Genomic DNA, 20,234 nt, shown 5'->3' with positions numbered 1-20,234 from the left:
AGTGGTGCCACTCAGGCAGCGCAATGCTGGACCCGTCTCAACACAGAGGAGTCCTCGCGTGAATTCCATCATTTACATCGTTGGTCTGATCGTGGTGGTCGTAGCCGTGCTTTCGTTCTTCGGCCTTCGCTGAGACCGGGCACGCGCCATTGCCTCCCGCGAGATGCAGAACGGGGCCGCTTGCGGCCCCGTTTCCTTCGTGGCCGTCCCTGATGCGCCGGGCATAATTCGCGCGCCCCCGCACCCGGCGGGGCGATGATCGATTGGCTGCGAAGGGACCCTGTTGACCAACACCGCGCTGCGCGAAACTGCTTTTCCGGACGCGGTGATCACCGAGGCCATCCGATGGACCGAGCAGACCGGTCCGCTCGACGATGCGCAAGCCCTGCGCACCGCAGCCTCGCACACAGCCGATGCCCACGGGCAGATCGTCGAACGCGCACTCCGGCTCGGCGAACGCATCGGCCTTCAGGCTGAACTCGCACGCGCCCGTCATTGGGCACCCTGGGTACTGCTCGCGCTGGTGGCGCTGATCGTCATGGCCGGCCTCGGGCTGGCGGGCAACGTGGTCGGCGGCGGCGAGCGCCACATCAACGTGATCGTCGCGCTCGCGAGCCTGCTGGGCCTGCATGCGCTCACGCTGCTGCTCTGGCTCGTGGGCCTGTGGATGCCCTTCGTTTCCTTCAGTACAACATCGCTCGGCTGGATCTGGCTGTCGCTCACCGCCCGCGTGGCCGGCGGCAGGCGGGGCCAGGCGCCGCTGCTGGTGCGCGCCGCCACCGGACTGCTGTCCCGCGCCAGGCTGCTGCCATGGGCCTTCGGGCTCGTGAGCCACGGCATCTGGTCGCTGTCGTTCGCCGTGGTGCTGGCCGCGATGCTGTTCGCGCTCGCGTTCCGCAGCTACACGCTGAGCTGGGAGACGACGATTCTCGAGCCGGCCTTCTTCGTGCGGGCCGTGCAGGCGCTGGGCTGGGCGCCGGCGCAGCTCGGCTTTCCCGTGCCCGATGCCGCCGCCGTGCTGGCCGCGGCACCCGGTGCCGCAAACGCTGGCGGCCAGCGCGCCTGGGCGCTGTGGCTCACCGGCTGCATCGTGATCTACGGCCTGCTGCCACGCGTGGCGCTCGTGCTGTGGAGCGCGGCCGTGTGGCGCAGCCGCCGCAAGGCGCTGCAGCCCGACTGGAGCGAGCCCTACTACCGCAAGCTGCTGGCCCGCTTCGCCGCGATGGCCCCGGCGGCCATCGTCGATGCCGACCCGGGCCGCACGCGCGGTGCGCTGCCCACGGGCCTGCCGGCCTCGGAACTGCATGACGCACTCTTCGTCGTCGGCTTCGAACTGCCGCCCGATATGCTCTGGCCCCCGACCGCCCTGCCCGCCGGCACGGCAACGCAGGTGCAGCGCATCGACGGCAGCGCCCCCGCGCGCCGCGCCCTGCTCGACCAGTTGGCCCACGTCCATCCGCGTACCGTGCTGCTGGTCTGCCACGCCGCATCGAGCCCCGACCGCGGCACCGAGCGCTTCCTGCGCGAGCTGCTCGCGCATTGCGGCGAGTGCCGCATCTGGCTGGCCGATGCGCCCCATGCCGGCGCCACGCAGCGCTGGCTCGACTGGCTGCGCGACACCGGGCTGGAGCGCGTAACCGCCAGCGACCGCCTCGACGCCTCCTTGCAGGACAGGGTCGCCGCACCATGACGCCGCAGCCACCTATCCGCATCGCCGTCGTCGGCCACACCAACGCGGGCAAGACCTCGCTGCTGCGCACGCTCACGCGCCAAGTCGGCTTCGGCGAGGTGTCGCAGCGCCCCGGCACCACGCGCCATGTCGAATCGGTCGACCTCGACGTGGACGGTGCAGCCGCCGTGCGCTTCTTCGACACGCCGGGCCTGGAAGACGCGGTCGCGCTGCGCGAGCACCTGGCCGGATTCGACCAGCAGGCCACGCCTCCCGAGCGCATCCGCCGGTTCCTGCAGGGCCCCGAAGCCCATGGCGTGTTCGAGCAGGAGGCCAAGGTGCTGCGCACCATGCTCGACATCGACGCGGCCTTCCTGGTCATCGACGTGCGCGAACCGGTGCTGCCCAAGTTCCGCGACGAGATCGAGCTGCTCAACTCCTGTGCGCGCCCCGTGCTGCCGGTGCTGAATTTCGTGCGCGACGCCGCCAGCCGCGAACCGGCATGGAAGGAACTGCTCTCGGCCTATGGCCTGCACGTGCAGGTGCGCTTCGACGCGGCGGCCCCCTTCGTCGGCGCCGAACAAGACCTGTACAACGACCTTGCCACGCTGCTGCGCGAGCGCCGCGACCTGCTGCGCGCCGTGGTCGACACGCTGGACGCCGAGGCGGCCCGGCGCCGCCAGTCCGCCTGCGCGCGCATTGCCGGCCTGCTCGTCGATGCGGCCGCGGTGCGCCGCACGGTGTCGTCCACCGAGTTCGCCGACGCGGCACGCCGCCAGGCGCTCGTCACGACGCTGCAGAAGGCGGTGTTCGACAAGGCCCAGCGCTGCACCGACGACCTGCTCGCGCTCTACGGCTTCCGCCAGGGTGACGCCGACGAGGCCCCGCTGCCGATGATCGAAGGCCGCTGGACGCTCGACTTCTTCAGCCCCGAAGCCATGAAGGACGCGGGCCTGCGGCTCGGCAAGGGCGCGGTCATCGGCGCGGCCGTGGGCGTGGTGGCCGACCTGGCGGTGGCCGGCATCTCGCTCGGCGCGGGCGCGGCGCTGGGCGGCGCAATCGGCGGCGCGGTGTCGCAGGGCTGGGGCCCGCTCGGGCGCAAGCTGGCCAACAAGCTGCGCGACGTGCACGAACTCACCGTGGAAGACGGCGTGCTGTTCACGCTGGCCGCATGGCAGCTCAAGCTCACGCAGGCCCTGGAGCAGCGCGGCCATGCGGCCACGCAGCGCATCGCCGCCGATGCGCCCGAGAACGGCGACGCCCCCACGCGTGCCGCCGCGGCCGCGGTGCGTGGCGTCCAGCCGGCGCGAAACCATCCCGAATGGGAAGCCACGGGCGTGGCCAGCCGCGCGTTCTGGCGCCCTTCCCCCCAGCGCGAAGCACTCGTGGCAGACCTCTCGCACGCGCTGCTGCGTGCCTTCGAAGCCGCCTGAAACCGCCGCGTCAGTTCACCAGCGCCTGCAGGCGGGCGTAGTCGCCGGGCCGCGCACCCATCTGCTCGGGCGTCGAACGCTTCGCGATCCGCTCCAGGAACAGTTGCCGGTTGGCCGGGGACACCGTCATGCCCTTGTCGCGCAGGAACTTCTCGTCCTCGAGCTCGCCGGCGATCACGCCCACGTTGGTCCACTTCGCAGTTTCCGCGAGCACCTTCTCGACCATCGCCTGCTGGGGCGGCGCGAGCTTTGCCCAGGCGGCCTTGCCGATGACGATGCCCAGCGTGTCGTAGACGTGCCCCGTCAGCAGCACGTATTTCTGAACTTCGTAGAGCTTCTTCGACTTGACGATGTCGAGCGGGTTTTCCTGCGCCTCCACCTCGTTCTTCTTGAGCGAGCCGTAGAGGCTCATGAAAGGCAGCGTCACCGGCTTGGCGTCGAGCGCGGTGGCGAACAGCTGGTAGGCCGCGGCGGCGGGCACGTACAGGCGCAGGTCGCGGAAGTCCTCGGGCCTGGACAGCGGCTTTGCCGACGTGACCTGCCGCGCGCCGTAGTACACCGAGGCCACCATGCGGTTGCCGCTCTTCTCGTTGTAGCCCTTCATCAGCTCGGCCAGCAGCGGGCTCGCCAGGTACTTGCGCATGTGGTCGAGGTCCTTGAAGGCGAAGGGGTAGGTTCCCAGGCTCAGCGGCGGATAGCCCTCGGCCAGCGTGGCCTGCCCGACGTAGGCGATCTGCACCGAGTCGTTCGCCAGCATCAACGGAAAGTCGCCTTCCTGCCCCAGCTTGGAGGAAGGAATGACCTCGATCTTGATCTTGCCGTCTGACTGCTCGGCGATCTTGCGCGCCGCCAGCTCCGCCTGCTGGTGGAAGATGCTCGTGGGCTCGTAGACATGGCCCCACTTGAATTGCAGCACCTGGGCTTGGGCGTGGACAGCGATGACGCCGCCCAATGCCATCAGCAGGACGCCCGCCCGGTGCCACGGCAAGAAGCTTTTCATGAACTCTCCCTCGATGAGAAAAGGCAAAACCAGTGCAAATTGCGCGCCAGCGCAAGGAGATGCCACGGAAACACCCCCGGGCTCGATCGTAAGTATTTGAAACAAAAGTGGTAATCGGGTTTGCCCGAGCACAGGCATACGATCACGCAAGCAACACAGAGGCTCTTCCATGTCCCCCTTGCCCCTCGAACCCGACGACGACAACAGCACGGACCCGGACGGTGCAGGCATGCGCAAGGGCCTGACCAGCTACGGCGACCGCGGCTTCTCGCTGTTTCTGCGCAAGGCCTTCATCAAGGGCGCGGGCTATACCGACGCGGCGCTCGACCGCCCCGTGGTCGGCATCGCCAACACCGGCAGCGCCTACAACCCTTGCCACGGCAACGCGCCTCAGCTCGTCGAGGCCGTGAAGCGCGGCGTGATGCTCGCGGGCGGCCTGCCGATGGACTTTCCGACCATCTCGGTGCACGAGAGCTTCGCCGCGCCCACCAGCATGTACCTGCGCAACCTGATGTCGATGGACACCGAGGAAATGGTGCGCGCGCAGCCCATGGACGCCGTGGTGCTGATCGGCGGCTGCGACAAGACCGTGCCTGCGCAGCTCATGGGCGCGGCCTCGGCGGGCCTGCCGTCGATCCAGCTCATCACCGGTTCGATGCTCACCGGCAGCCACCGCGGCGAGCGCGTGGGCGCCTGCACCGACTGCCGGCGCTACTGGGGCAAGTACCGCGCGGGCGAGATCGACGCCGAGGAAACCGCCGACGTCAACAACCAGCTGGTCGCCAGCGTGGGCACCTGCTCGGTCATGGGCACGGCCAGCACCATGGCCTGCATCGCCGAGGCGCTGGGCATGACGATGCCGGGCGGCGCCTCGCCGCCCGCCGTCACGGCCGACCGCATCCGCATCGCCGAGCAGACCGGCGCGCAGGCGGTGCAGATGGCGCGCGACCATCTCACCATCGACAAGGTGCTGACCCCCGCCGCCTTCGAGAACGCGATGCGCGTGCTGCTGGCCATCGGCGGCTCGACCAACGGCATCGTGCACCTCGCGGCCATTGCCGGGCGCATGGGCCTGGACATCGACCTGCACGCGCTCGACCGCATGGGCCGCGAGACGCCGGTGCTGCTCGACCTGAAGCCCTCGGGCCAGCACTACATGGAAGACTTCCACGCCGCCGGCGGCATGGCCACGCTGCTGCGCGAACTCAAGCCGCTGCTGCACCTCGATGCGCTCACGGTCACGGGCCGCACGCTGGGCGAGGAGCTCGAGCGCGCGGGCCCCGGCTTTCGGCAGGACGTGGTGCGGCCAGCTGCCCGGCCGATCTATCCGCAGGGCGGCATCGCGGTGCTGTGGGGCAACCTGGCGCCGGGCGGCGCGATCATCAAGCAATCGGCCGCCGACCCGGCGCTGATGGAGCACGAAGGCCGCGCGGTGGTGTTCGAGAACGCCGAAGACCTGGTGACCCGCATCGACAGCGACGACCTCGACGTCACGCCGCAAGACGTGCTGGTGCTCAAGAACATCGGCCCCAAGGGCGCGCCGGGCATGCCCGAGGCGGGCTACATCCCCATCCCGCGCAAGCTCGCGCGCGCCGGCGTGAAGGACATCGTGCGCATCTCCGACGGCCGCATGAGCGGCACCGCCTTCGGCACCATCGTGCTGCACGTGACGCCCGAATCGGCCATCGGCGGGCCTCTCGCGTATGTGCGCAGCGGCGACCGCATCCGGCTCAGCGTGGCGAAACGCGAGATTTCGCTGCTGGTGACGGGCGAAGAACTTGCGCGCCGCGCGAAGGAAGCGACGGTGGTCGAACCCACCGCCGAGCGCGGCTACAAGAAGCTGTTCCTGCAAACCGTGATGCAGGCAGACAAGGGCGTGGACTTCGACTTTCTCCGCGCGCCGAACACGGTGGGGAAGGTGCCGCGGGCATGAGCGCCGATTTGGGCGCATCGGCGGTGCGTTCTTTCAGCCGGTGCTCGTGGGTACGCGCGCGTGATGCTTTTCTTCAATGGCTGTTCGTGCACGGAGGCTTGTCGTTCGCCTGCCGCAGGTACGCAATCAGGTCCGCCCGCTCCATGGGGTCCGGCACGCCGTCATAGGTCATGGCGCTTCCGGGCACCATGGCCAGGGGCTTCGCCAGGAAGCGGTCGAGCGTCTTGTCGTTCCACACGATCTTCGAATTCTTCATGGCCTGCGAATAGCTGAAACCGGGCACGCTGCCAGCCAGCCGTCCGAACAGGCCGCAGTGCCTGGGCCCGACCCGGTCGGTCGCCAGCGCATGGCACGCCAGGCAGCGCGCGTAGATCTGCTCGCCGCGCACCGCATCGGGCGCGGCGCCCCATGCGGCCATGCCTGAGAACAGCGCGGCAACCGCCAGAAGCTGCAGGGGCGTCACGACACGAAGGCCGAAGGAACCGGTGCTTCGCCAAGCGCGTGGCGCAGCACGGCCCAATGCATGGCTTCGTCCCCGAGGATGCTCGCTGCCGCCTTCGACAGGTCGCGGTTCACAAACAGCGGCACGGCCCCCAGGTAGGCGCTCACCGCGCCCTGTTCGAGCTTGGCCGCGAACCGCAGCACGTCCGCCTGCGACTTCAGCTGGTCCGCCGGAAAGTCGTACTTCGGCTTTGCGGCAACGGCCTTGCCGCCGAGCTTGGCGATCGTCTGGGCCAGCACCTCCGCATGCGCCTTGTGGTGCCCCTGGAAGGTCACCGCCAGGTCGAGCACCGGCTTCTCGAGCAGCTTGCTTTCGGCACCGAGCTGGTACGCCGCAATGGCTTCCAGCTCCGCGCCCAGCGCGGTATTGAGGATCTGCACATCGTTCCCGGTCGCGCGGCCGGCCTTGGCGGCCAGCACGTCCTTGCCCGCCAGCAGCGCAACCGCAGCGCCGGACAGCACCAGGCCCGAACGGCCCAGGAACATGCGCCGGGCGGCAATGGGGGAAGTCATCTGAAAGAAGGACATTTTGTTTTCCTCGCAGGGGTGAACGTCACGAGCGGGGCGATTCCCGCGCGTCGACAAGGCTCGACAGCACACCCGCCACGATGCGATCGCAACGTGCGCCATCGAATGAGAAGGCGTCGCCCAGTGCGACGTCCATGTCGCGAGACAGGCCCTCGCGCAGCAGGCTGCGTGCGCGAAAGAAGCGCGTGCGCACGGTCGCCTCGGGCAGTTCGAGTGCAATCGCCGTCTGCGCCACGCTCATTTCCTCGACCGCCCGCAGCATGAACACGGTGCGATAGGCATCGGGCAGCCGGTCGATGCGGCGCTCCATCAGAAGGCGGAGTTCTTCACGCATGGCCAGACGTTCGGGTTGCAGGTCGGGATCGTCGGCCACCGCCGACGCCGGGTCCGGATCCACGTCGGCAACGTGCGCCCCGTCGAGCTGAATCACCTGCGCCCCTCGGCGCCGCAGGCGCCCCAGGGCCTCGTTGATGACGATGCGCACCAGCCAGGTCGAAAGCAGCGCATCGTCCCGGAAGGTGCCGATGGCCCGCCACGCGCGCAAATAAGCCTCCTGCACGGCGTCTTCCGTCTCGGAGTCGCTCTTGAGCACGCTGCGCGCCGTGCGGAACAGCAGCTGGTTGTGGCGCCGCATGATGGCCTCGAAAGCCCGTGTGTCGCCCTGTGCGGAGCGTGCCGCAAGCTCGCGGTCGGATGCACCCTCGGTTGCGGGGGCGGCGTCGGGTGTGGAGGCGGTGTGGGGCATGGTGTGCTGCTTTTCCCATTAGATGGCGCGGGCTCGCGCTGCGTTTCAGTTATTTCTGATGCGCTCGGAACATCGTCTGCCATTCGTTCGCGCCGCGCCCGCTGTCCCGAGGCCTGGGCCTTCGGCCTCGGTCACTGCCGCGTCATGCAGCCTACCTAGCATCCGGCGGCTTTCGTTTCTCTTTCAACAAGCACTCGAAAATTTCACATGAAAAAGAACGTTCCCGCTCCCGCGCCACGCCCGGTTCGCGCCGCCCTCGCAGCCTTCGGCGGCAGCCTCTTGATTGCAGCCTGCGGAGGCGGCAGCGGCGGTGGCATCGCGTTCCCGGTTCTCCCGCCAGCGCCGGCGCCGGCACCGGCCCCCGCACCGCCGGCCCCTGCCCCGGCTCCCGCGCCCCTGGGCACGCTCGACGGCTCGGTCCCGCTGGTCATCGGCCATCGCGGACTGCCGGGCCTGTACCCCGAGGAAACCAAGGTCGCCTACGAAGCCGCGGCCGATGCCGGCGCCGATTCGCTCGAGACCGACCTGCACCTCACCAAAGACTGCGTGCTCGTCGCGCGGCACAACCCCTGGCTCAGCGACAACACCAACATCGCCGACGTCGCCAAGACCAACACCACCGTCGCGGGCCGCAAGCGCACCGTACCGGGCGTGCTGGTGAACGTGACGTACCCGCCCGTCGAGGCCAACGGCCCGGCCCAGTACCTGAGCGACCTGACCGACCCGAGCGATCCGAAGTCGGTGCTCAAGTCGCTCGTCGTCGATGGCGAGGACCACACCAACGACTGGTCCATCACCGACTTCACGATGGACGAGCTGCGCCAGTGGATCCGCGGCACCACCTACGACGCCAGGGACCAGCGTCCGACCGACCTCAACGGCAAGCTGCCGATCCTGAGCTTCCAGGAAATCATCGACATCGCCAAGGCCAAGAGCGCAGCCACCGGCCGCACGCTCACCGTGTACCCGGAGACCAAGAACCCGATCTGGAACAACGCCCAGGCCATCGCCAATGGCTGCGGGCCGGCCGGCAGCCATCCGCTGGAAGACGCGCTGCTGAAGATCATGAATTTCAACGACCTGAACCGCAAGGACGCGCCGATCTTCGTGCAGAGCTTCGAGCCCGAGAGCCTGAAGTACCTGCGCTCGGCCGGCATGAAAGCCCGTGCGGTGCAACTGGTGGACGGCAACGACGTCAACTACCAGACCGGCGAGATGATCTACGTCACCAAGGACGTCTACACCTTCGTCGACGGCCGCCCCTACAGCTGGACGCCGGCCGGCAACCCGAAGTGGTTCGGCGAGATGCTCACGCCCGCGGGCCTGGCCGACGTGAAGACCTATGCCGACGGCATCGGCCCGTGGAAGCCACAGGTCATGGCCCACACCATCGTGCCCTTCGTCGCAGGCAAGGGCCTGGCCGATGTGAACACCATCAAGCCCACCAGCCTGATCGCCGATGCGCACAAGGCCGGCCTGTTCGTGCACAGCTACACCTTCCGCAACGAGGCCAAGTACCTGGCAGGCCTCTACAAGGGCGACCCGACGGCTGAATACCTCGCGTACTTCCGCGCGGGCATCGACGGCGTGTTCTCCGATTTCGCGAACACGGCGTTCGCGGCGCGCGCGAACTACCTGAAGGAAACGGGCCGCTGAGGCCGGCAGCGAGCTGCATGTACCCCGGCGAACGGTTCAACGGATACAGCCACCTGCTGGGCCTGCTGCTCGCATTGCTCGCGACAGCCCTGCTGCTCGCCAAGACCCTGCCCACCGGCGACCCCGCGCGCATCGCGGGAGCGCTGGTGTTCTCGCTCTCGGCCGTGGCCCTGTATGCGGCCTCCACCCTCTTCCACAGCACGCGCGGCCGGCTCAAGCGCATGTGGGAGCGCGCCGACCATTGCGCGATCTACCTGCTGATCGCGGGCACCTACACGCCCTTCGCGCTGGTCACGCTGCAAGGCCCATGGGGCTGGCTGCTGCTGGCGACGGTCTGGGGCGCGGCGCTTTTCGGCATCTGGCGCGAGCTGATGCCGGCCGGAGGCAAGGCGTTGGAAAAGCCATCACTGGCGCTGTACATCGGCATGGGCTGGCTCGGCGTGCTGGCCGCCGTGCCGCTGGCCGCGCGACTCGAAGGCGCGGGGCTGGCATGGCTGCTGATCGGCTGCGTGCTCTATACGGCGGGAACGGTGTTCTACCGCAACCGCCAGGGCTTCCGGCATGCGCACGGGGCCTGGCACCTGTTCGTGCTGGCGGGGACGGCGAGCCACTATGTGGCGGTGGGGTGGTTCGTGCTGTAAGCCCTACTCCCGCGCAATGGCACGGAATTCACCCGGCGCCATGCCCTTGAGCCTGCGGAAGTGCCGGTTGAAATTCGAGATGTTGTTGAACCCCACCTCGTAGCAGATGCTGCTGACGTGCTGGCGCGTGGACAGCAGCAGTCGGCAGGCCTTGTCCACGCGCAGGCCGATCACCACGTCGGTGAAGGTTTGCCCCGTGGCACGGCGAAAGCAGCGCGAGAAGGTGTGCTCGCGCATGCCGACCACGGCGCTGACTTCGGCGAGCGAGAGTTCTTCCGCGTAGTTTTCCCGGATGTGGTCGAGCGCCGTGTGGATGCGCGTCGCGCGGCCGTTCTCGTCATGCGCGTCTTCCTGCAGCGACGGCGTGCAAAGAAGACGGTAGTCGTTCCACTGCGCGAGTTCGCTCAGCAGCGCGGTGAATTCCGAGAAGCGTGCGAGCCCCTGCAGCGCGTGGATGCGCCTGAAGCGCCCAATCGTGCCCTCGCCGAGGCCGAGAAATTGCACGCCATGCCGTGCGCGGGCCAGCAGCGGGCCTGCGTCATTGAGTTCGGGAAACAGCTCCATGCCCCGGCGCAGCGGTTCGTCGCCGAAGCGCAGCACCAGGCCACGCGGCTGTTCGGCCGCCCCGCCGCTGCGGTATTCGATGGCCAGCCTGTGCGGCAGCCTGGGGCCCAGAAGAACGACCGCTTCCGGGGGCACCTCCCTGTCCGCACCGTCGCTCACGCGGATGCGCCCTGGCAAGGCCCCCGTGAGATGGAGTTCGTAGTCATGCAGGCCGGCCTGTCGGTCGCGGGCTGCGTACGCTGCGTACGCTGCGTACTCGGCGCAGTGGATCGAGGTTTTCTTGTCGAACACGTCGGCACCGGGCCGTTGGAGCATCGCGCGGCGCAGGGTGTCGGGCATGTGCGGTCGGGCAGCGATGGCTGGCGGGATCGTGTTCAACAAGACCGGATCTCCAACTAGAAAGAGAAAGGAATGGCCTCAGTCACCGGTGCGCTGCACCGTCTGCTGCTGGAATTTCGCAAGGGTGCGGTATTCGTCGCCGAGCTTGCGCGGCAAGGAGAGGTACACGGGCAGCAATTGCCGATAGAGCGCCGCATTCTTGGGATTGGGCGTGTGGCGGTGCGTGGCGCCCACCATGCCCGACACCACGTCCAGGGAATCGACGTGCCCCAGCGCATAAAGCCCGAGGACGGCCGCGCCGAGGCAGGAGCTCTCGAAGCTCTCCGGCACCACCACTTCGCGGTCGAACACGTCGGCCATCATCTGGCGCCACAGCCCCGAGCGCGCAAAACCGCCCGTGGCCTTGATGCTGGTGCTCGTGCCCGCAATCAACTCGACCGCCGGCAGGATGCTGTAGAGATTGAAGATGACGCCCTCGAGCACGGCGCGGATCATGTGCTCCTTGCGGTGATGGATGCCCAGGCCGAAGAAGGAGCCGCGCAGATCCGCATTCCAGTACGGCGCACGTTCGCCGGTCAGGAAGGGATGGAACACCAGCCCTTCGGAGCCGGCCGAGACGCGTTCGGCAATGCGTGTGAGCACCTCGTAGGTGTCGATGCCCAGGCGCTTGGCGGTCTCTGCCTCGGCGGAGGCGAACTCGTCGCGCACCCAGCGCAGGATGATGCCGCCGTTGTTCACCGGCCCGCCGACCACCCAGCGCCGGTCGGCCAGCGCATAGCAGAAGGTGCGGCCTTCGGCGTCGGTCATCGGGCGGTCGATCACCGTGCGCATCGCGCCGCTGGTCCCGATGGTCACGGCCACCTCGCCCGGCGCCACCGCGTTCACGCCCAGGTTGGAAAGCACGCCGTCGTTGGCCCCGACGACGAAGGGCGTGTCGCTCGACAGCCCGAGCTGCGCCGCCGTCTCGCCCGCCAATCCCTCCACGTGCCAGGTCGTGGGCACGAGATCCGAAAGCTGCTCGGCGCGCACACCCGCGAGCGCGAGCGCCCCGGCATCCCAGTCGAGCTGCCCGATGTTGAAGAGCCCGGTGGCCGAGGCGATCGAATGGTCCACCAGCCAACGGCCGAACAGCCGGAAGAACACGTACTCCTTGATGCCGACGAAGCGCCGGGCCTGCGCGAAAAGCTCCGGGCGCTCGTGGCGCAGCCACACCAGCTTGGCCAGCGGCGACATGGGATGGATCGGCGTGCCCGTGCGGTGGTAGATCGCGTCGCCCTCCCACTCCGCGCGAATGCGCCCGGCCCAGGCCGCGCTGCGGCGGTCGGCCCAGGTGATGCTGCGTGTCAGCGGCGCGCCGTGCTCATCCACCAGGATCAGGCTGTGCATGGCCGCGCTGAACGACACGCACAGCACATCGCCCGGCGCCGCCTTGCACTGCCGCACGCACGAGGCAATGGTCGACAGCACGGCCCGGTAGATCTGCTCCGGGTCCTGCTCCGCGGCCGCGGGTTCGGGCTGCAGCAGGGGGTACTCCACCGCATCGTTCGCCAGCACGCGCCCCGCCGTGGAAAAGGCGACCGCCTTGGTGCTGGTGGTTCCGATGTCGACCCCGATGGCGATGCGGTTCATATGCCTTCTCCTAGACGACCATGCTGAGCAGCATGATGAAGATGATCGCGACAACCGAGATCAGGGTCTCCATCACGGTCCAGGTCTTGAAAGTCTCGGCCACGCTCATGTTGAAGTATTGCTTGACCAGCCAGAAGCCCGCGTCGTTCACGTGCGAAAGAATCAGCGAGCCCGCGCCGGTGGCAAGCACCAGCAGCTCGCGGTTCACGCCCGGCACCATGGTGGCGAGCGGCGCGACGATGCCCGCGCCCGTGATGGTCGCCACCGTGGCCGAGCCGGTGGCGATGCGGATCAGGCCCGCCACGAGCCACGCCAGCAGGATCGGCGATATCTGCGCATGCAGCGCCATCTGCCCGATCGCGTTGCCCACGCCGCTGGCCACCAGCATCTGCTTGAAGCCGCCGCCCGCGCCGATGATGAGCACGATGGCCGCCGTGGGCGCCAGGCTGTCGTCGACGAACTTCATGATCTGCTTCGACGTGAAGCCGCGCGCGGTGCCGAAGGTGTAGAGCGACAGCAGCAGCGCGGCGAGCAGAGCCGTGATCGGATGGCCGATGAAGTCCAGCCACTGCCGCACGACGTTCTTCTCGTCGAGCGCCACGTCGGCGAAGGTCTTGAGCAACATCAGCGCCACCGGCAGCAGCACGGTGAGCAGCGTGATGCCGAAGCCCGGCAGCTCGCGCGCCTCGGGCTCGTGCGCCAGTTGCGCCATCAGCTCGGGCGAAGCCTCGCCCGGCACGTACTTCGAGATGAACTTGCCGAAGATCGGGCCCGCGATCATCGCCGTGGGCAGGCCGACGAGCAGGCCGTAGAAGATGGTCTTGCCGATGTCGGCGTTGAACACGCCGATGGCCAGCAGCGGCCCCGGGTGCGGCGGCACGAGGCCGTGCACCACCGAGAGGCCGGCCAGCAGCGGGATGCCGATGCGGATCAGCGATACGCCGGTACGCCGCGCCACGATGAAGACCAGCGGGATCAGCAGCACGAAGCCGATCTCGAAGAACAGCGGAATGCCGACCAGGAAGGCCGCGAACATCATCGCCCAGTGCACCCGCTCGCGGCCGAAGGCGCCAACCAGCGTGCGCGCGATACGGTCGGCGCCGCCCGACTCGGCCATCATCTTGCCGAGCATGGTGCCCAGGCCCAGCACGATGCCCACGAAGCCCAGCACGCCGCCGAAGCCGTCCTGGAAGGATTTCATCACCAGCGCCACGGGCATGCCCGAGGTCAGGCCCAGGAAGCCTGCGGCCAGCGTCAACGCGATGAAGGGATGCACGCGCCAGCGCGTGATCAGAAGGATGAGCCCGAGGATCGCTGCCAGGGCATCGACCAGCAGGAACACCTCTTTGCTTAAACCGAACATGTTGTCTCCAGGATCCTGGCTGCACGGGGGCGGCCAGGTATTTTGGGATAGCGCTATCCTCAAAGATCGAAAAAATCAGCCGCAGGGCGATCGAACCGGGTTTGTGCCGATGGCCAAGGGCTGGGATAGCGCTATCCTAGGACTGCGCTGTCCAATTAAATACTGGTATTAACCCCAATAAAAATGGCCGACACCTCCGAACGCCCCCGCTCCCGTTCTTCCAGCCGCGTCACGCTCGACGACGTGGCGCGGGTGTCCGGCGTCAGCCCGATCACCGTGTCCCGCGCGCTGCGCGGAGCACGCAACGTGGCGCCGGACCTGCAGGCCCGGGTGCAGGCCGCGGTGGACGAGCTCGGCTACGTGCCCAACGTCGCCGCGCGCGCGCTGGCTTCGGCCCGCAGCTCCCATGTCGCGGTGCTGATCCCGTCGCTGACGAACGCCCTGTTCGTCGATTTGCTCGAGGCGGTGCAGGACACGCTGGCGCCTTCGGGTTTCCAGTCGCTGATCGGCGTGACGCACTACGACCTCGCACAAGAAGAAGCGCTGCTGCGCAGCTATCTCTCGCAGCGCCCCGCCGGGCTGCTGCTGACCGGCCTCGACCGCAGCGCGGCGGCATCGCGCATGCTGGAAGAAAGCGACGTGCCCTGCGTGCACCTCATGGAAACCTCGCCGGCGCCGGGCACCTACAGCGTGGGGCTCTCCCAGCAGGATGCGGCCCGTGCGCTCACCGAGCACCTGCTGCGGCGCGGCCGCCGGCGCATCGCCTATGCGGCGGGCCAGCTCGATCCGCGCGTGATGCAGCGGCTCGAAGGCTATCGGCAGTCGCTGCGTGCGGCGGGCTGCCACGACCCGCAGCTCGAACTGCTCACGCCGGGTCCGACGTCCATGGCGCTCGGCGGACGGCAGTTCGAAGACCTGCTCGCCCGCCACCCGGACATCGACGCGATCTTCTATTGCAACGACGACCTTGCGCAGGGAGGCCTGCTCGCCGCGCTGCGCACCGGCGTCGCGGTACCGCAGCGCGTGGCGATCGCAGGCTTCAACGACCTCGACGGCGGCGACCAGATGCTGCCGCCCCTGACCAGCGTGCGCACGCCGCGCAAGGAGATCGGCAAGCGCGCCGCCTCGATGCTGCTGGCGCTGATGCGCGGCGAGCCGGTGAACGAACCGATGGTGGACATGGGGTTCGAACTGATGGTGCGGCAAAGCAGCTGAGGGCGCCTCAGCCCGCCAGCGCAGCCACCACGATGCGCGTTGCCGATGCAATGACGTCGTTGCGGCCCTTCGCGTCCTTCTGCGGAAAGGTCAGGTACACCGACAGCACCACCGGGGCACCGGCCGGCGGCCACAGCACGCCGACGTCGTTGGTGCTGCCGTAGGAACCCGAGCCGGTCTTGTCGCCCACCTTCCAGCCGGCCGGCACGCCCGCCAGGAAACGCTCGGTGCTCGTGGTGTTGCCGAGCAGCCAGTCCTTCAACTGTTCGCGCTGCGCCGTACCCAGCGCATCGCCCAGTGCCAGCCGCTGCACGCTGTCGGACATCGCCGCCGGCGTGGTGGTGTCGCGCAGGTCGCCGGGAATTGCGGTGTTGAGCTCGGGTTCCGTGCGGTCGAGCCTGAAGGCCTGGTCGCCGATGCCGCGCGCAAAGGCAGTGACCGTGGCCGGGCCGCCCAACATCTTCAGCAGCAGGTTGGCGGCGCCGTTGTCGCTGTACTGCACGGTGGCGGCGCAGAGCTCGGCGACCGTCATGCCGTCGGCCACGTGCTTCTCGGTGATGGGCGACCAGGAGACGAGGTCGGCCTTGCCGTAGCCGATGTGCCGCGCGAGCAGGCTGACGTCTTTCGCGCTGCGTTCGAGCACGGCCGCCGCCAGCATCAGCTTGAAGGTGCTGCACAGCGGAAAGCGCTCGTGCGCCCGGTGCTGGATGCGCGCGCCGCTGCCGGTATGGAAGCCGGCCACGCCCAGGCGGCCGCCCGAAGCGCGTTCGAGCTCGGCGAGCTGTGCCTCGGCCGAAGACGGCGATCCCGTTCGGGACCACGCGGTGCATGCGCTGGCGAGCGGCAGGACGGAGGCCGCGAGCAACAGGCTGCGGCGCTGGACGGGAGGATTCATTTCGTCTTCTCTTTCATTCGGCGAGTGGATGGGACGAAGCGAATCCTAGGAGCGCCCCTCCCGGCGATCCAGCCGCCCGGCGACGTTCCGCGTCCCGGGTGTATCTGCTGTAACGGCGCCGAGCGACTTCAGGCCGGTGACGGCGGCGCGGGCCGAAGGCATGTTTTCGCGATCAGCACTGCCCCCGTCACGCAGCACAACGCGAGCATGAGCAGCGCGTACCTCGCGCCCCGGGTGAGCAGCGCAACGTCCAAGGCCGAAAGGCCTGTGCCGCTGTGTCCCAGGATCATTCGCTGCGAGTCCTCGGGCAGTTGCGCCATCGCCACGCCCAGCGTCAACGCTGTGCCCACCATGATTCCCGCGTTCTGGAGCGTCGAGCGCACGCCGTTGGCGATGCCCCGCCGCTGGGGACGCACGCTCTGCAGGATCGACGCGTTGTTGGGCGTCACGAAACTCCCTATGCCGCAGCCGAGCATCAGCAGGCACACGGCAAGCTGCCCGACACCGATCGACGGCTGCAGCAGCGCGGCCAGCAGCGCCAGCGCGCCTGCGGCAAGCAGCATCGCGGCCGTGCAGATCGATTCGGGCCTGAAGCGCTGCAGCAGGCCGCCGGCAACGGGCGCGGCCACCAGCATCCCGAGGGCGACAGGCGCCACGCGCAGCCCGACATCCGAGGCAGACAGGGCCGTGCATGCCTGCAGATACAGCGCAATGAGCAAAAGAGGCGCCGCCTGCGTCATCGACAGCAGCAGGATGCAGATGTAGGCGGTGCGGCGTCGCAGGTCGCCGAAGAGTTCGGGGTCGACCAGCGGACTGGCCACGCGCCGCTGAAGCCGGGCGAACGACAGGATTCCCGCGCCGCCCGCGAGCAGGAAGCCCCACACCGACATGCTGGCCCAGCCGTGGCTCCCCGCCAGCGAGAGCGCATAGGTGACGCATCCGATCCCGGCCAGGGACAACGCGGCGCCGGCCATGTCGAAGCGCTCGGCACGGACCGCCGCCGTCTTCGGGAGGATCCGCCACGACCATGCCAGGACGCACAGGCCGACCGGGACATTGAGCATGAAGAGAACCCGCCATCCCCACCACGACACGATGAAGCCGCCCGCCAGCGGGCCGGCGACCTGGGCCAGCGCGGCCACCATCGCGAGCACGCCCAGGGCGAGCCCCATCCTGCGGCGGCCGAACGCATCGCCCACCAGGGCGCTGGTGTTGGCCATGACGCCCGCAGCGCCCACGGCCTGGCAGATGCGGAAGACAAGCATCGTTTCCGCGCTCGTCGCGACGGCACAGGCTGCACAGGCGATCACGAAGAGGCCCAGCCCCGCCAGGAACAGATGCCGCCGCCCCCACAGGTCGGCAAGCCTTCCGAAGCTGAGGATGCACACGGTGCTTACGAGCATGTAGGACAGCAGGATCCAGCTCGCCTGCGCGGGCGAGGCCTGCAGGCTGCGCCCCACCGCGGGCAGCACCACGTTGAGCGCGCTGAGGTTCAGGAAGCACAGCAGCGCACCGAGGCATGCCGCGGCGAGCACGGCCCATCCGGCCCTGTCCTCGTCGTCGGCAGCCGCTTCTGCGCGCGAAGAGCCTGCGATGAATGCGGCCGCCACCGGTTCAGTCTTCGCTCTTGAATCCCGAGGCCTTGACGATGGGGCGCCAGTACTCGCGGTCTTCGTTCATCACCCGGGTCACTTCCGCGCCGGGAAGCCCCGTCGGCTCGAGGCCCATGTGATCGAGTTGCCCGCGCACCCGCGGGTTGCGAATCGCGGCCAGGAACGCGCTTTCGAGCTTCGCCACAACGTCCTTCGGCGTGCCCGCCGGCACGAACGCGGCATAGGCGGCATTGGCCCGGTCGAAGGCGTCGTAGCCCGCTTCCTTGATCGTCGGGACGTCGGGCAGCCAGCTCAGCCGCTTCGTTCCTGCGACGCCCAGGATGCGCAGCTTTCCGGAACGGTGCAGCTCGAGCTGGCTGGCCAGCGCGTCGGTACCGACCGGCACGTGGTCGCCGATGATGTCGGTCGCCAGCGGCGCCCCGCCCCTGTAGGTGACCGCAGTCAGAGGCACGCCGATGGCCTTGGACAGCTGCAGCACGCTGAAGTGAAGCCCGCCCCCGAGGTTGGTCATGCCCACGCTGGCCTGGCCGGGGTTCTTCCTGATCCATGCCACGTATTCGGGAACCGTCCTGTACGGCTGGCCCGCGCCGGTGGAGACGACGCTGGGCACGTTGGCGAGGTGGGCAACGGGAATGAAGTCCTTGTCGACGTCGTAGTTCAGTCGCGCATAGGTCATCGGAAAGAACACGAACGGCGGCGTCGCGCCGATCAGGATCGTGCGCCCGTCAGGCCGCGACGTCTTGACCGCTTCGATGGAAATGCGGGTCGACGCACCAGGCCGGTTCTCCACCAGCACCGGTTCCTTGAGCGCCGTGCGCAAGTCCTCGGCCACCGAGCGTGCCAGGTTGTCGAGCGCGCCACCCGGTGGAAATCCCACGATCAGCCTGATGGGCGCGTTGTTGTCCGCATGCGCGAAGCTTCCGCCCAGGGCGACCAACGCACTGAGCACGAGTGTCTTTGGAAACGAGGTCATGGTGAGATACCTGCAAGGTTGATTGACGAAGAACCGGAAGAGAAATGGCGTGCTCAGAAGGCCAGGACCGGCAGCGGATTGGCCGGCCGGTGGCTGGCCTCGAAAGCCGCCGCGGCCTGCAGCAACTGCAGGTCTTCGCGGAACCCGCCGACGAGCTGCATGCCGATGGGCAGGCCGTCGCGGCCCGCGCCGCACGGCAGGCTGATGGCGGGGTGCCCGGTAAGGTTGAACGGCATCGTCCAAGGGAACCAGTTGGGCCGCAGCTCCGCAAATTCCCTGCCGTCGATCTCGATGCTTCCGAAGAGGTCCTGGTCGATCGGCAGCGCCGTGCGCGAAAGAGTCGGCGTGAAGATGAAGTCGTGCGTCTCCAGTTGCGCCTGGACTTTGCGAAAGAGCGCGGTCCTCGCGAACATGGCCTGCTGGAAGGCGACCCCGTCGACGTGCTCCGCCAGCGCCAGCTGCTGCAGCAGCGACGGACTCAACTGGTCGGCGTGCGCCTCGGCCAGCGGAGCGAACCGGCCGCGCCAGCTCGTGTGGTTGATCACGCGCCACACCGGCTCGACGTCATAGCCCTCGCCCGTCATCTCCTCCAGGTCCGCGCCCATCGACCGCAGGGTTGCGAGGGCGGCCTCGAAAGCGGCGGCGACGTCGGCGGCAATCGGCCGCCCCGCCGGGGTCGCACTGAAAAGGACGCGCTTGCCTCGCAGGTCGCCGCCGGGCTGCAGGTCGTCGAAGTAGCCCCGGGCCGGTACGCCCAGCGACCAGGGGTCCGAACCGTGGGCGCCGGTCATCGCCTGCAGCATGAGCGCCGTGTCGCCGACGTTGCGCGTGGTGGGCGTCACGTAGGTGTAGTTGCCGAACGCGTCCTGCACCTGGCTGTGCGGAACCACGCCCAGGCTCTGCTTCAGCCCGACCACGCCGTTGCACGCCGCGGGAATACGGGTGGAGCCGCCCCCGTCGGTCGCGATGGCAAGCGGAGCGATGCCTGCCGCCATCGACGCGGCGGCTCCGCCGCTGGAGCCGCCGCTGGTGCGCGTCGGATCCCATGCATTGCGCGTGCTGCCGAAGAGCGGCGCGTCGGTCATGCACTTGGCACCGAACTCCGACGAGGTCGTCTTGCCGATGAGGATGCCGCCCGCCTCGCGCAGGCGCGCCACGGCCACGGCGTCGTGCGCGGGCACGTGATCGCGATGCAGCAACGATCCGTAGGTGGTCCTGACGTTCGCGGTGTCGACGATGTCCTTCACGGTGAACGGCAAGCCGTGCAGCGCCCCCACGGTGTCGCCTCTCATGATCGCCTGCTCGGCCTGCCGGGCTTGTTCGGTCGCCTCTTCGTGGCAAAGAGTGATGAAGCAGTTCAGGTGCGGCTGGAGCGCATCGGCGCGGCGCAGCACCTCGTCGACGATCTCAACCGGGGAGAGTTCGCGCTGCGCGACCAGCGTGCGCATCGCCGACGCGGACATCTCGCAGATCTCGGACCTTGGAAGGCGCGGAAAATTCTTCATGCGTAGATGATTGATACGCGGCAACATTGCGT

General features: G+C 68.5%; 17 protein-coding genes. 6 read left to right on the top strand and 11 right to left on the bottom strand.

The features are described 5' to 3' along the window. Positions 1-283 precede the first annotated feature (283 nt). Together ASD05_RS11430 and ASD05_RS11425 are read left to right on the top strand one after the other, a co-directional pair. Positions 284-1,690: a DUF2868 domain-containing protein gene (locus tag ASD05_RS11430; protein ID WP_056591948.1), complete on the top strand. Its 1,407-nt coding sequence runs from the start codon at positions 284-286 to the stop codon at positions 1,688-1,690. Beyond that, the gene (locus tag ASD05_RS11425) at positions 1,687-3,102 is read left to right on the top strand and encodes a GTPase/DUF3482 domain-containing protein (RefSeq protein WP_056591946.1); all 1,416 of its coding nucleotides are present in this window, start codon (positions 1,687-1,689) and stop codon (positions 3,100-3,102) included. The genes ASD05_RS11430 and ASD05_RS11425 overlap by 4 nt, the downstream gene beginning before the upstream one ends. 10 nt (positions 3,103-3,112) lie before the next feature. Here ASD05_RS11425 and ASD05_RS11420 read toward each other — a convergent pair whose 3' ends face one another. Continuing rightward, on the bottom strand, positions 3,113-4,102 hold the full coding sequence (locus tag ASD05_RS11420) for a sialic acid TRAP transporter substrate-binding protein SiaP (RefSeq protein ID WP_056522555.1): 990 nt from the start codon (positions 4,100-4,102) through the stop codon (positions 3,113-3,115). A gap of 169 nt (positions 4,103-4,271) precedes the next feature. On the opposite strand from ASD05_RS11420, the gene ASD05_RS11415 reads away from it, so the two are divergent. Continuing rightward, positions 4,272-6,035 carry an IlvD/Edd family dehydratase gene (locus ASD05_RS11415; RefSeq protein ID WP_056591943.1) on the top strand — a complete coding sequence of 588 codons (1,764 nt, stop codon included), beginning with the start codon at positions 4,272-4,274 and terminating at the stop codon, positions 6,033-6,035. Between the two features lie 73 nt (positions 6,036-6,108). On the opposite strand, the gene ASD05_RS11410 is transcribed toward ASD05_RS11415, so the two are convergent. Genes ASD05_RS11410 through ASD05_RS11400 form a run of 3 tightly spaced genes read right to left on the bottom strand, consistent with a single transcriptional unit; the run spans position 6,109 to position 7,809 of the window. After that, positions 6,109-6,453 (bottom strand): c-type cytochrome, encoded by a 345-nt coding sequence (locus ASD05_RS11410; RefSeq protein WP_056594281.1) that lies wholly within the window; start codon positions 6,451-6,453, stop codon positions 6,109-6,111. Between the two features lie 41 nt (positions 6,454-6,494). After that, entirely contained in the window at positions 6,495-7,064 is a 570-nt protein-coding gene (locus tag ASD05_RS11405) for a ferritin-like domain-containing protein (RefSeq protein ID WP_056591940.1), read from the bottom strand. A gap of 25 nt (positions 7,065-7,089) precedes the next feature. Next, entirely contained in the window at positions 7,090-7,809 is a 720-nt protein-coding gene (locus ASD05_RS11400; RefSeq protein WP_056591938.1) for an RNA polymerase sigma factor, read from the bottom strand. A 207-nt stretch (positions 7,810-8,016) separates the two neighbouring features. On the opposite strand from ASD05_RS11400, the gene ASD05_RS11395 reads away from it, so the two are divergent. Continuing rightward, positions 8,017-9,465: a glycerophosphodiester phosphodiesterase family protein gene (locus tag ASD05_RS11395; protein ID WP_056591935.1), complete on the top strand. Its 1,449-nt coding sequence runs from the start codon at positions 8,017-8,019 to the stop codon at positions 9,463-9,465. 17 nt (positions 9,466-9,482) lie between these two features. After that, positions 9,483-10,106 (top strand): PAQR family membrane homeostasis protein TrhA, encoded by a 624-nt coding sequence (trhA, locus tag ASD05_RS11390; RefSeq protein WP_056591933.1) that lies wholly within the window; start codon positions 9,483-9,485, stop codon positions 10,104-10,106. Positions 10,107-10,109: 3 nt separating this feature from the next. On the opposite strand, the gene ASD05_RS11385 is transcribed toward trhA, so the two are convergent. The 3 genes from ASD05_RS11385 to ASD05_RS11375 form a co-directional block, all read right to left on the bottom strand. Then, the gene (locus ASD05_RS11385; RefSeq protein ID WP_082572039.1) at positions 10,110-11,009 is read right to left on the bottom strand and encodes an AraC family transcriptional regulator; all 900 of its coding nucleotides are present in this window, start codon (positions 11,007-11,009) and stop codon (positions 10,110-10,112) included. Between the two features lie 78 nt (positions 11,010-11,087). Further along, positions 11,088-12,638, bottom strand: a complete 1,551-nt coding sequence (gene gntK, locus ASD05_RS11380) for a gluconokinase (RefSeq protein WP_056591930.1) — start codon at positions 12,636-12,638, stop codon at positions 11,088-11,090. Positions 12,639-12,648: 10 nt separating this feature from the next. Then, positions 12,649-14,001: a GntP family permease gene (locus ASD05_RS11375; protein WP_056591928.1), complete on the bottom strand. Its 1,353-nt coding sequence runs from the start codon at positions 13,999-14,001 to the stop codon at positions 12,649-12,651. Between the two features lie 183 nt (positions 14,002-14,184). Here ASD05_RS11375 and ASD05_RS11370 point away from each other — a divergent pair, with 183 nt between their 5' ends. Next, positions 14,185-15,216, top strand: a complete 1,032-nt coding sequence (locus tag ASD05_RS11370; protein WP_056591925.1) for a LacI family DNA-binding transcriptional regulator — start codon at positions 14,185-14,187, stop codon at positions 15,214-15,216. A gap of 7 nt (positions 15,217-15,223) precedes the next feature. Here the strand turns inward: ASD05_RS11370 and bla are convergent, their stop codons facing one another. The 4 genes from bla to ASD05_RS11350 form a co-directional block, all read right to left on the bottom strand. Continuing rightward, complete coding sequence (gene bla / locus ASD05_RS11365) at positions 15,224-16,111, bottom strand: class A beta-lactamase (protein WP_056591922.1); 888 nt, start codon at positions 16,109-16,111, stop codon at positions 15,224-15,226. Positions 16,112-16,239: 128 nt separating this feature from the next. Then, positions 16,240-17,721: an MFS transporter gene (locus tag ASD05_RS11360; protein WP_235507944.1), complete on the bottom strand. Its 1,482-nt coding sequence runs from the start codon at positions 17,719-17,721 to the stop codon at positions 16,240-16,242. A 4-nt stretch (positions 17,722-17,725) separates the two neighbouring features. Then, positions 17,726-18,697, bottom strand: coding sequence for a tripartite tricarboxylate transporter substrate-binding protein (locus ASD05_RS11355; protein ID WP_056591918.1), 972 nt, complete (start codon positions 18,695-18,697; stop codon positions 17,726-17,728). 53 nt (positions 18,698-18,750) lie between these two features. Further along, complete coding sequence (locus tag ASD05_RS11350; protein WP_056591915.1) at positions 18,751-20,202, bottom strand: amidase; 1,452 nt, start codon at positions 20,200-20,202, stop codon at positions 18,751-18,753. Between the last annotated feature and the right edge of the window lie 32 nt (positions 20,203-20,234).

Origin of the sequence: Variovorax sp. Root434, from assembly GCF_001426595.1 — a bacterium.
Taxonomy (GTDB): Bacteria; Pseudomonadota; Gammaproteobacteria; order Burkholderiales; family Burkholderiaceae_C; genus Variovorax.
Note: the sequence above shows the minus strand (reverse complement) of the source record. Positions and strands in the feature narration are given on the sequence as shown.